The 11,344-nt window shown below is 75.1% G+C and carries 12 protein-coding genes and 1 riboswitch; of the genes, 11 read left to right on the top strand and 1 reads right to left on the bottom strand.

Going from position 1 to position 11,344, the window contains the following annotated elements:
- Positions 1-105 precede the first annotated feature (105 nt).
- Complete coding sequence (locus ACFU6K_RS16905; protein ID WP_380663755.1) at positions 106-954, bottom strand: M23 family metallopeptidase; 849 nt, start codon at positions 952-954, stop codon at positions 106-108.
- Positions 955-967: 13 nt separating this feature from the next.
- Positions 968-1,126: riboswitch (cyclic di-AMP (ydaO/yuaA leader) on the bottom strand.
- Between the two features lie 195 nt (positions 1,127-1,321).
- Between ACFU6K_RS16905 and ACFU6K_RS16900 the strand changes: the two genes are divergently transcribed.
- From ACFU6K_RS16900 to ACFU6K_RS16850, 11 genes are all read left to right on the top strand, one after another.
- On the top strand, positions 1,322-1,612 hold the full coding sequence (locus tag ACFU6K_RS16900; RefSeq protein WP_049653176.1) for a YiaA/YiaB family inner membrane protein: 291 nt from the start codon (positions 1,322-1,324) through the stop codon (positions 1,610-1,612).
- Between the two features lie 156 nt (positions 1,613-1,768).
- Positions 1,769-2,596, top strand: a complete 828-nt coding sequence (locus ACFU6K_RS16895) for an alpha/beta fold hydrolase (protein WP_380663754.1) — start codon at positions 1,769-1,771, stop codon at positions 2,594-2,596.
- A 58-nt stretch (positions 2,597-2,654) separates the two neighbouring features.
- On the top strand, positions 2,655-3,221 hold the full coding sequence (locus ACFU6K_RS16890) for a TetR/AcrR family transcriptional regulator (RefSeq protein ID WP_380663752.1): 567 nt from the start codon (positions 2,655-2,657) through the stop codon (positions 3,219-3,221).
- 116 nt (positions 3,222-3,337) lie between these two features.
- Complete coding sequence (locus ACFU6K_RS16885; RefSeq protein WP_380663750.1) at positions 3,338-5,557, top strand: SpoIIE family protein phosphatase; 2,220 nt, start codon at positions 3,338-3,340, stop codon at positions 5,555-5,557.
- Positions 5,558-5,790: 233 nt separating this feature from the next.
- Positions 5,791-7,050 (top strand): sensor histidine kinase, encoded by a 1,260-nt coding sequence (locus ACFU6K_RS16880; protein ID WP_380663757.1) that lies wholly within the window; start codon positions 5,791-5,793, stop codon positions 7,048-7,050.
- Positions 7,034-7,447: a roadblock/LC7 domain-containing protein gene (locus ACFU6K_RS16875; protein WP_380663749.1), complete on the top strand. Its 414-nt coding sequence runs from the start codon at positions 7,034-7,036 to the stop codon at positions 7,445-7,447. The genes ACFU6K_RS16880 and ACFU6K_RS16875 overlap by 17 nt, the downstream gene beginning before the upstream one ends.
- A complete protein-coding gene (locus ACFU6K_RS16870) occupies positions 7,444-7,809 on the top strand; it encodes a DUF742 domain-containing protein (RefSeq protein WP_380663747.1) in 366 nt (121 codons plus the stop codon). The genes ACFU6K_RS16875 and ACFU6K_RS16870 overlap by 4 nt, the downstream gene beginning before the upstream one ends.
- 70 nt (positions 7,810-7,879) lie before the next feature.
- Positions 7,880-8,449: an ATP/GTP-binding protein gene (locus tag ACFU6K_RS16865; protein ID WP_049653188.1), complete on the top strand. Its 570-nt coding sequence runs from the start codon at positions 7,880-7,882 to the stop codon at positions 8,447-8,449.
- Positions 8,446-9,909, top strand: a complete 1,464-nt coding sequence (locus tag ACFU6K_RS16860) for a cytochrome P450 (protein WP_380663746.1) — start codon at positions 8,446-8,448, stop codon at positions 9,907-9,909. The genes ACFU6K_RS16865 and ACFU6K_RS16860 overlap by 4 nt, the downstream gene beginning before the upstream one ends.
- Complete coding sequence (locus ACFU6K_RS16855) at positions 9,894-10,994, top strand: cytochrome P450 (RefSeq protein ID WP_380663744.1); 1,101 nt, start codon at positions 9,894-9,896, stop codon at positions 10,992-10,994. Before ACFU6K_RS16860 ends, ACFU6K_RS16855 begins: the two co-directional genes overlap by 16 nt.
- Positions 10,995-11,037: 43 nt before the next feature.
- On the top strand, positions 11,038-11,298 hold the full coding sequence (locus ACFU6K_RS16850) for a hypothetical protein (protein WP_380663743.1): 261 nt from the start codon (positions 11,038-11,040) through the stop codon (positions 11,296-11,298).
- Positions 11,299-11,344 lie beyond the last annotated feature (46 nt).

The following is an 11,344-nucleotide window of genomic DNA, read 5'->3' as shown; positions in this document are numbered from 1 at the left end:
CCTGGCGCAGCTGCCCGTCGAGGAGTGAGACGCCGCGCGAAGGCCCCCGGTCCGGTGCGGGTGCTCCGGGCCGGGCCTTCGCGCAGGCGCTGCGGGGCAGGGGCCTCAGGGGTTGAGGCCGCGCTGCTGGAGCCAGGGCTCCGGGTCGACCGGGGCACCGCCGCCGGGGCGGACCTCCATGTGCAGGTGCGGGCCGGTGACGTTGCCGGTCGCGCCGACCTTGCCGATCTGCTGGCCGGCGGCGACCTTGCCGGAGCCCTTGGTGATCGCGGAGAGGTGGCAGTACCAGATCTCGGTGCCGTCGGGCAGGGTCTCGACGATCCGGTAGCCGTAGGAGCCGGCCCAGCCGGCCGAGGTGATGGTGCCCTGGCCGAGCGCGTGGACCGGGGTGCCGGTGTCGGCGGCGAAGTCCAGGCCGGTGTGCAGGTTGGCCCAGTAGCGGGCGCTCTGGCCGTAGTGGGCGGAGAGCCGGTAGTCCGTCACCGGGAGGGTGAGGGCGGCGGCCTTGGCCCGCTCGGCCTCCTCGGCGGCGCGCTTGGCCTCGGCCTCCTTGGCGGCGGCCTTGGCCTCCGCCTCCTGCGCGGCCTGGAGCCGGGCGGTCTCCTCGGCGGCGGTGCGCTGGCTGTCGGCCTGGTTCTGGATGCGGGCGGCGAGCGCGAGGCCGGGGTCGGCGGAGAGGGCGACCGCCGTCTCGTCCGGGGCCTCGATGGCGGGGGCGGCGGCCGGGGTCGCCGAGGTGAAGCCGGTGGCGCCCAGGGTGGCGGCGACGGCGGTGACGCCGAGCAGCGGGGAGGTTCCGCGGGTCTGACGCGGCATCCGGTGGCGGTTGGCCTCGGCCTCCGCGGCGAAGTCCTCCGGGCCGAAGGCCTCGGGGCCGTCCGGGCCGGGGTGGTCGAGGAGCTGGGTACCGGCTGCGAAGCCGGCCGGGTGTGCCGGGGTGTGCGTCGACGCCACGGGAGGCGCGCTCCTTTCCTTCCTTCGCGCCTACCGGGTTAGCTGACGGGTTCGGAGCAGGAAGGTCTCCTACGGCCGGGCCGGAGCCCCGCCGATTCACCCCAAGGAACGTGGTTCCCCGGCTCCCTGACCTGCCCGGAGGCCGGTCGGTGGGATTAGGCGACGGCGCACGGTGCCGTCTGGGTACGGCGTTGACAACCGCGCTGCGTTATCAAACGTTAATCCTAGGAGGCTCTGATTCCAAGCCATCCGTTCGGAGCAGCCCCGGGGCAGGTGACCGGACGTCAACGAACGGTCCCTCATGCACGGCCCCATCTGAGTACGCCTACTCATGTGCGGCCCGGCCGGGCCGCAGCATCCTGACGCCATGAGCGCACCGATGCAGACCCGCACCACGGCCGCCTACTACCTCCAGGCCGTCCTGTCCTTCGCCCTGTCGGGCACCGCCCTCGCCGTGGGGATCGTCTACCTGCCGGTCGGCGGGTGGACCCGGGCCTTCCTCGGGCTCGGCCTCCTCTTCACGGTCAGCTCCGCGTTCACGCTGGCGAAGGTGATCCGGGACCGGCAGGAGTCCAACGACATGGTCACCCGGGTGGACCAGGCCCGGCTGGAGAAGCTGCTCAGCGAGCACGACCCGTTCAAGGTCGAAGGGGTCTGACCGCACCCTCCCCTCCTCTCCGTCGCCGCCGTCGCCTCTGTCGCCTCTGCCGCCTCTGTCGCCCGACCCGCTTGACGGCTAAGGCTATTAGCCTTAGCTTTATGGCTATCGGCAGTAACACCGACGCCCCGCACCGGCGGCCCGAGGAGGACCCCCATGAACGGCACCATCACCCCGAACACCCGGTACCTCACCGTTCCCGGCGGCCGGATCGCCTACGACGACACCCGGCAGGGCGACGGCGCCCCCGTCGTCCTGCTCCCCGGCATGCTCGACAGCCGGGCCGCGTACCGGCACCTGCGCCCGCTGCTCGTCGCCGCCGGCCACCGGGTCGTCACCATGGACCTGCGGGGCTTCGGCGAGTCCTCGATCACCTGGGACGACTACGGCCCCGCCGCCCTCGCCGGCGACGTCCTCGCCCTGCTCGACCACCTCGGCATCGAGCGCGCCGTCCTCGCCGGGAACTCGTACACCGGGGCGACCGTCGTCAAGGCCGCCGGGGACGCCCCCGAGCGGGTCGCCGGGATCGTCCTGCTCGACGCCTTCGTCGAGAACCCGCCGCAGGGCGCCCTGATGCGCGGCGTCATGGGGCTGATGGGCGCCGCCCTCGTCCACTGGCCGGCCGCCTGGGGCTTCTACCTGCGCCGGATGGCCTTCCCCGGCGCCAAGCCCGCCGACTTCGACACGTACGTGGACGGGCTGGTCGCCGCGCTGCGCACCCCGGGCCGGAAGACCGCCACCCGCGGGTACGTCCGCGGCGACTCGGCGCCGGTCGGCTGGACGGCCGCGGTGCGGTGCCCGGCCCTGGTGGTCATGGGCAGCAAGGACCCCGACTTCCCGAAGCCGGAGCTGGTCGCCGACCGGCAGGCCGCCGCGCTCGGCGCGCGGAAGGCGATGATCGAGGGGTCCGGGCACTACCCGATGGCCGACAACCCGGCGGCCACCGCGGACGCCCTGCTGCCGTTCCTCGCCGAGCTCGGCTGAACCCGCCCGCCCGCCGCCCGCCCCTGCCCGACCTGATCCGTACGGAGAGCCCGAACCCATGCCCCGCGTAGGACTGACCCCCGACCAGGTCGTCGACCACGCCCTCGCCCTCATCGACGAGCAGGGCGCCGAGGCCCTCACCCTGGCCTCCGTCGCCGCCCGGGCCGGGGTCGCCACCCCCTCGCTGTACAAGCACGTCAGCGGCGGCCTCGCCGAACTGCGGCGGCTGATCGCCGTCCGGGTCACCGGGGACCTCGCCGACCGGCTGGCCGAGGCGGCCGTCGGGCGCAGCGGGGACGACGCCGTCGCCGCCGTGCTGCGCGCCTACCACGCGTACGCCACCGAGCACCCGCACCGCTACAACGCCCTCCCCCAGGCCCCGCAGCCCGACGACGACCTGGCCCGGGCGGCCGCCCGGCTCGTCGGCGTGATCATCGCCGTGCTGCGGGAGTACGGGCTCGACGGCTCCGAGGCGATCCACGCCGCCCGCACCGTGCGCTCCGTCGCCCACGGCTTCGCCTCCCTCACCACGGCCGGCGCCTTCCAGCTCACCGAGGACCTCGCCACCACCCAGGACCGCCTCATCGCCACCCTCACCACCGGCCTCCGCGCCTGGCCCGCGTAAGCGGCCGGCCCCGCCCCGGAGCGGAACCCGCCCGGGCGCCGGGCGCGGGGGCGGTGGTGCCGGTGCGACGCTCCGGTCGGCCTTCGCCGGTGGGGGAAATGGGGTATCAAGGACCAGTGCCCCTGGAGCCCGCCGGCAGTCCGACCGCGCGCAGTGCGATGCGCTGCGTGCGACTGCTGCTGGGCTGCACCAGCGCGGCCGAGCTGCTCGGCACCGTGCTGGCCGAGGGCCCGGGCTGGATCACCGGCGAGGGGTCCGCGCTGTACCTGCTGGACTCCGCCGGGATGCTCCGGCTGACGGCCTCGCACGGGCTGCCGGACTGGGCGCACGAGCGCTACAGCGTGGTCGATCCGGCCGGTGAGCTGCCCGCCGCGATGGCCCTGCGGCTGCGCCGTCCGTACCTGCTCAGCCCCGAGCACACCAGCGTCGACTACCCGAACCGGAACACCGGCATGGGCACCGGGATGGTCGCCGTGATCACCCTGCCGATGGTCGTGGACGAGCGGCCGATCGGTGTGCTGGCCCTGGCGCTGGCCCACCGGGGCACCGTGCCGCGCCGCGACCTGGACGTCCTGGAGACCCTCGCCGAGGCCTGCGCCCACCGGCTGGCGCACCTGCTGGACCACGCCGACGCCCACCTCCCGTACGGCACCCGGGCGCCGTACGGCGTCCGGTTACCCGAGGGTCCGCAGGCGGCGGACGGCCGCCCCGCCGGGCTGGCCCACCCGCTGCTGTCGCTGGCCGTGCGGGCCGCCGGGCACGGGGCCTTCGAGCGCGACCTGGTCACCGGGGAGAGCTACTGGGACGCCGAGGCGTTCCGGCTGGCGGGCCGCCCGCCCGCCCCCGACGGCGCGGCCCCCGAGCTGGACCGGCTGGTGCACCCGGAGGACCTGCCGGACGTGCAGGCCGCGCTCGCCGAGGCGCTGGCCGCCGGCGGCCGGTACCGGATCGGCTACCGGGTGCTGCGGCCCGGCGGCAAGGTCGCCCGGGTCGAGGAGTCCGGCGAGGTGATGCTGGACGTGCACGGGCGGCCGGTGCGGATCGCCGGGCTGCTGGCCGAGGCCGGGCACCGGGAGCCGCCGCCGGCCGAGGAGCGGAACTCCCCGGCCGCCGCCCGGACGGCGCTGCTGCTGACGCTCACCCGGGCGCTGTCCCGGGCGGTGACCGTCCGGGACGTCACCACCGCCGTCACCGATGTCGCCCGCCCGGCGCTCGGCGCCGCCGGCATCGTCCTGGACCTGGTGGACGAGGGCCGGCTGCTGCCCGTCTCGCACACCGTGTACGGGGGCCCGCGCCGCACCGAGCTCACCCGGCTGGCGGACCTGTCCGAGTCCGTGATGCAGCGTTCGCTGGCCCGCTCCGCCCCGCTGTTCAGCGAGCCCGCCGCGGCCCGCACCCGGCGCGACCCGCTCACCCCGGCCGCCTGGGCGGTGCTGCCGCTGGTCGCCTCCGGGCAGCAGGTCGGCTCGTGCCTGATCACCTTCGCCGCCGAACGGGTGTTCAGCCGGGAGGACCGCACCCTGTACTCGGCCTTCGCCGGCATCCTGGCGCAGTCCCTGGAGCGGGCCCGGCTGTACGACACCCACCACCACCGGGCCGCCGAGCTGCAGCGGGCGATGCTCCCGCGCACCCTGCCGCAGCTGGCCGGGATCGCCAGCGCCGCCCGCTACCTGCCGAGCACCGAGGGCATGCAGATCGGCGGCGACTGGTACGACCTGCTGCGGCTGCCGGACGGCCGGATCGGGCTGGTGATCGGCGACGTCCAGGGCCACAACGCGGAGGCCACCGCGGTGATGGGCCAACTGCGCAGCGGGCTGCGGGCGTACGCGACGGACGGGCACGACCCGGCCGCCACCCTGACCCGCACCAGCCGGCTGCTGGCCGAGCTGGACACCGAGCTGTTCGCGACCTGCCTCTACCTGACCCTGGACCCGGCCGACGGCGTGCTGACCGCGGCCCGGGCCGGGCATCCGGCGCCGGTGCGGATCACCGCCGACGCCGCGGCCGTCGAGCTGGACCTGCCGGGCGGGCCGCCGCTGGGGGTGGCCCCGGAGCGGCCGTACCCGCTGGCGGTGGAGCGGCTGGCGGTCGGCGAGACGCTGCTGGCGTACACCGACGGGCTGGTCGAGGACCGCGAGGAGGACTACGACGAGTCGGTGCAGCGGATGCTCGGCGGGCTCGAACTGTGGGCGCGGCAGACCGGTCCGGGGCGGATCGGCCCGGCGCCGGCGCTGGAGCGGCTGGCCGATCTGCTCACCCTGAACGTGACCGAGCGGCGGTCCCGGCCGGACGACGTGGCGCTGCTGCTCCTGCACCGGACGGCGCCCCTTCCGTAACACCGTGCGCACAGGCCCCACACATCGCGGGACGCGATCCGGCCGACAGGCTCGATCCCGACGTTTCCCGGTGATGCCGGTCGGACCGGTCCGATGCCTCGTCAGGCGGGGGGATCGGGGTCGAACGATTGCCGATTGACGCCGAATTGACTCGATATTGACGAGATCCGGTCACTTGGCGAGATCCGTTCACACCTTCGTAGGATCATCACCCTAGAATTCGCGGCGTGACGATGACTCAGTGGTCCGTAACGGCAACCGGCGTACTCGCCGTCCTCGCCCTCGTGGCCGCCGCGCGGTACCGCGCCGTGTCCGTCACCCAGCGCGGCCGCGCCGACCGGCTGCGCGGCGAACTCCTCGCCGTCCAGGAACAGCTGGCCACCGAGCTCTCCCGCCGCGGCGCCGAACTCGCCGCCGTCCAGCAGGAGCAGGAGCACACCGCCTCCACCCAGCGGGCCTTCCTCAGCGTCGCCCGCCGGATCCTGGTGATGGCCCACGACCAGCAGGCGCTGCTGGACGAGATGGAGCGCACCCACGACGACCCGGCGCTGCTGGAGGGCCTGCTCAAGGCCGACCACGCGGCCGCCCAACAGGCCCGGCTGGCCCAGACGCTGGCCGTGCTGTGCGGCGCCCGGGCCGGCCGGCACTGGCCGGAACCGGTCTCCCTGGAGGACGTCGTCCGCGGCGCCCAGTCGCGCATCCTGCCGTTCCAGCGCGTGGTGGTGCGCAGCCGGACCGAGACCGCCGTGGTCGGCGCCGCCGCCGAGGCGCTGATCCACGCGATCGCCGAGCTGCTGGACAACGCCACCCGCTACTCCCCGCCCAGCACCCAGGTGTTCGTCACCCTGATGCCGGTGCACAACGGCGCCGTCATCGAGATCGACGACGGCGGCGTCGGCATGCCGGAACAGGCCGTCGCCAAGGCCGCCGCCGCGCTGGCCGGCGGCAGCACCCTGGAGGTCTCCCGGCTGGGCGAGGTGCCGCAGCTGGGCCTCGCCGCGGTCGGCCGGCTCGCCGAGCAGTACGGCTTCCGGGTCACCCTCAGCTCGGCGCCCTCGCCGTACGGCGGCGTGCGGGTGGTCCTGCTGTTGCCGAACGCGCTGCTCACCGAGCCGCTGCCGCCCACCGTCCCCGGCCTCGGGCCGGACGACCGGGCGTTCAACCCCGGCCCCCGGCCGGCCTCTCCCGCCGGCCACCCCCTGGTGGAGACCCCACCGCCCGGCCGGCACGCCGCGACCGGTGACACCCCTCCCCCGCTGCCCCGCCGGAGCCACCGGCGCGGCCGCACGGGCCGCCCCGCCCAGCACGCCGCTCCCCCACCGCCGCCCGCGCCGCCGTACCGCTCGGCCCGGGACGCGCAGGCGTTCATGGCGATGTTCCAGGCCGGGACCGCCAGCGGCCGTTCCGCCGCCCGGGCCCAGTCCAACCCTTCCCTTCCCGCTTCCCCCCGACTTCCCCAGCGCTCCGGAGAGTTCCATGACCACCACCCCTGATCTCGGCTGGCTGCTCGCCGACATCATCGCCGTCCCGCAGGTCCAGCACGCCGTCGTCGTCTCCAACGACGGCCTGGAGATCGGCCGCAGCGCGGGCATCGCGCGCGACGACGCCGAACGGCTCGCCGCCGCCTGCTCCGGACTGCAGTCGCTGGCCCGCGGCGTCGCGACGGGCTTCGGCGGACCGGGCAGCGCCACCCGCCAGATCATCATCGAGTACGGCGGCGGCTACCTCTTCGTCGTCGCCGCCGGGGCCGGCGCGCACCTGGCCGTGGTGGCCGGCGAGGCGGTCGACGCCGGCCTGGTCGCCTACCAGATGCAGGTCCTGGTCGAACGGATCGGCACCCACCTCACCAGCCCGCCGCGCGTCGACCACGCGGCGGGGGGCCACCGGTGAGCGGCCCGGTCCGGCCGTACGTCATCACCGGTGGGCGCAGCCGCCCCACCCGCTCCGAGCTGGCCGTGGAGAGCCTGGTCAGCGCCGTGCCCGGACCGTTAGGACTGCCCGAGCCGCCGGACCTGCCCGAGCACGAGCTGATCAACCGTGAGCACCGGCGCATCCTCGCGCTCTGCCACAGCCTGCTGTCCATCGCCGAGGTGGCGGCCCACCTGGGGCTGCCGCTCGGCGTCGTCAAGGTGCTGGTCGGTGACCTGTGGGACCTCGGCGCCGTGCAGGTGCTCCCGCCCGTCCCCCAGGCCGAACGCCTGCCCGCAACCCTCCTGGAGGAGGTGCTCGTTGGCCTCCGCCAACTCCGCTGAAGCCGTCCCCGATGCCCCGGACGCACCGGGCGCCACGGACGCCGCCGGGTCCGCCGCCGGGCCGCAGTACCTGCCCTCCTCGGTGCAGGGCGCGGTCAAGATCCTGGTCACCGGTCCGTTCGGGGTCGGCAAGACCACCCTGGTCGGCTCGCTGAGCGAGATCACCCCGCTGCGCACCGAGGAGACCATGACCGCGGCCAGCGCCGGCATCGACGACCTCACCGGTCGCGCCGGCAAGACCACCACCACGGTGGCGCTGGACTTCGGCCGGATCACGCTCAACTCGCGGCTCGCGCTGTACCTGTTCGGCACGCCCGGGCAGCAGCGGTTCTGGCCGCTCTGGGACGACCTGTCGCGCGGTGCGCTGGGCGCCATCGCCATGGTCGACCTGCGCCGCCCGGACGAGAGCTTCGACGTGCTCGGCCGGCTGGAGGAGCAGCGCATCCCGTTCGCGGTCGCGGTCAACACCTTCCCGGACACCCCGAGTTACCCGGAGGAGGAGCTCCGCTCGGCGCTGGACCTGCTGCCGGAGGTGCCGATCCTGCACTGCGACGCGCGCGACCGCCGGCAGTCCTACGACCTGCTGATCGACTTCGTCGACCACCTGCACCGCAACTCGATCCTGGAGCTCCAGGGATGACCTCCCCCGAACACCCGGGAGCCCCCGGGTGCCCCGTCGCCCACGGCGGCGGACTGCCCGGCGGGCTGCCCGTGGGCGTGCCGCTGACGCCGCTGTACGGCCCGGCCGTCGCCGAGGACCCGCACGGCCTGTACGCCCGGCTGCGCGAGCGCTACGGACCGGTCGCCCCGATCGAGCTGGAGCCCGGGGTCGAGGCCTGGCTCGTCCTCGGCTACGCCGAGCTGCTCGAACTCACCCGCAACGAGGCGCTGTTCTCCAAGGACTCGCGCCGCTGGCGGGTGCCCGCCGAGGGCCGGCTCGCGGCCGACTCCCGGCTGCTGCCGATGACCGCCTGGCGGCCCACCCTGCTCAACCTGGACGGCGCCGAGCACCAGCGGCTGCGCGCCGCCGTCTCCGACACCCTCGCCCAGATCGACCACCGCCAGCTGCGCGGGACCACCGAGGCCGCCGCCAACGGGCTGATCGACGGCTGGGGCCCGGACGGCACCGCCGACCTGGTCACCCAGTACGCGCGCCGGCTGCCGCTGCTGGTCTTCACCCAGCTGGTCGGACTGCCGGTGGAGAGCGGGCCCCGGGTGGTCGAGCTGATCAGCCACTTCGTGGACAGCAGCGCGCAGTCGCAGCGCGCCGGCCTGGAGTTCCAGGCGCTGCTCGTCGACCTGGTGCGCCGCCGCCGGGCCGCCCCCAGCGCCGACCTCACCTCCTGGCTGCTCGCCCACCCGGCCGGGCTGACCGACGAGGAGGCGGTGCACCACCTGGTGGTGCTGATGGTCGCGGGCAACGAGACCTCGATCAACTGGACCGGCAACACGCTGCGGCTGCTGCTCACCGACCGGCGCTTCCGGGCCACCCTCACCGGCGGGCGGCTGACCGTCTCCGACGCGCTGGAGGAGGTGCTCTGGCGCGACCCGCCCACCCAGAACTTCCCCGGCCGCTGGGCCACCGGCGACACCGTGCTCGGCGGCCAGTACATCAGCGCCGGCGACATGCTCGTCCTCGGCCTGGCCGCGGCCAACGCCGACCCGGCCGCGCAGGGCGTCTCGGCCGCCGCGCAGGGCTCGCTCGGCGGCAACCGGGCCCACCTCGCCTGGGGCGCGGGCCGGCACGTCTGCCCGGCCCAGCACCCGGCCCGGATCATCGTCGAGACCGCCGTCGAGACCCTGCTGCACCGCCTGCCGGACCTCCAACTTGCCGTACCGCCCAGCGAGTTGGCCTGGCGTCCGTCCCCGTGGTCCCGGGCCCTGACCGCCCTCCCGGTGCTCTACAGCGCCTTCACCCCGCCCCGCCCGCCCGCCCCCGAGAGGCCCGCATGGACACCACCGCCGAATCCGGAACCCGCGCCGAGCCCGTCAGACTCGACCCCTTCGGCCGCGACCAGCACGGCGAGAACGCCCGACTCCGCGAGGCCGGCCCCGCGGTCCTGGTGGAGCTCCCTGGCGGGGTGGTGGTCTGGGCGGTAACCCACCACGACACCCTCCAGTCGCTGCTGGCCGACCCCCGGGTCGGCAAGGACGCCCGGCTCTGGACGACCTTCCGGGAGGGACGGCTGCCGGAGGGCTGGCCGCTGCTCAACTTCGTCGTCGTCCCCGGCATGGTCACCGCCGACGGCGAGGACCACCGGCGGCTGCGCGGACTGGTCTCGCAGGCCTTCACCCCGCGCCGGATAGCCGACCTGGCCCCCGCCGTCGAGGCCCGGACGGTCGCGCTGCTGGACGGGGTCGCGAAGCTGGAGGGCGCGTTCGACCTGCGGCGGCACTTCGCCTACCCGCTGCCGATGCAGGTGATCGGCGAACTGCTCGGCCTCGGGCTGGCGGCGCAGGACGAGCTGCACGAGCTGTCCGACACCATGGTCTCCAGCTCGGCCACCCCGGCGGCGGCGCTGGCCGCGCAGCGGGGCCTGAACGCGCTGCTGGCCTCGGTGGTGGCGGCCAAGCGGGCCGAGCCCGGCGACGACCTGACCACCGACCTGATCGCCGCCCGCGACGCGGGCCACCACCACGACCGGCAGCGGCTCAGCGAGGCCGAGCTGGTGGGCACCCTGCTGCTGATGCTGGTCGCCGGGCACGAGACCACGCTCAACCTGATCACCAACGCCGTCCGCGCCCTGCTCGCCCACCCGGACCAGCTGCGGCTCGTCCTGGACGGGGAGCAGCCGTGGTCGGCGGTGGTCGAGGAGACCCTGCGCTACGACTCCCCGGTCGGGCAGTTCCCGCTGCGCTACGCGAGCGAGGACATCGCGGTCGGCGACGTGGTGATCCGGCGCGGCGAGGCGCTGCTGGCCTCGTACGCGGCGGCCGGACGGGACTCCGGGCACCACCCGGACGCGGACCGCTTCGACCTCACCCGGCAGCCCGCCAAGCACCTGTCGCTCGGCCACGGCCCGCACTTCTGCCTCGGCTCCGGGCTCGCCCGGATGGAGGCCGAGACGGCGCTGCGGCACCTGTTCACCCGCTTCCCGGGGCTGGCCCTGGCGGAGGGCCGGACCGACGAGCCGATCGCCTCGTTCGTCAGCAACAGCGTGCGCACCCTGTGGGTGACGGTCTGAGCCGACCGGTTACCTGAGGGCGGTCCGGGTCGTTCGGCAGGGCATGAAGAAACTCGCCACCCTGGCCGCCCTCACCATGGCGGGCCTCGCCCTCGCCGTCCCGGCGGCCTCCGCCACCACCCAGACCGCCTCCTCGCCGGACGTCACCGGCGGGCTCACCGACGGGCTCGAAGTCTCCCCCGGCGACCTCGCCCTGCGGACCGTGGGCAAGCTCCCGCTGGTCGGCAAGCCCGCCAACGAGATCGAGGCGATCGGGACCGGTCAGCTGGCCCACCCCGGGCTCAGCGGGCAGATCCTGAACTGATCCGGCGCTCCGCCACCGGAGCGCGGGCGGCCGGCCGACCCCCGCA

The sequence above is a fragment of the Kitasatospora sp. NPDC057512 genome (genome assembly GCF_042802135.1).
Lineage (GTDB): Bacteria > Actinomycetota > Actinomycetes > Streptomycetales > Streptomycetaceae > Kitasatospora.
Note: the sequence above shows the minus strand (reverse complement) of the source record. Positions and strands in the feature narration are given on the sequence as shown.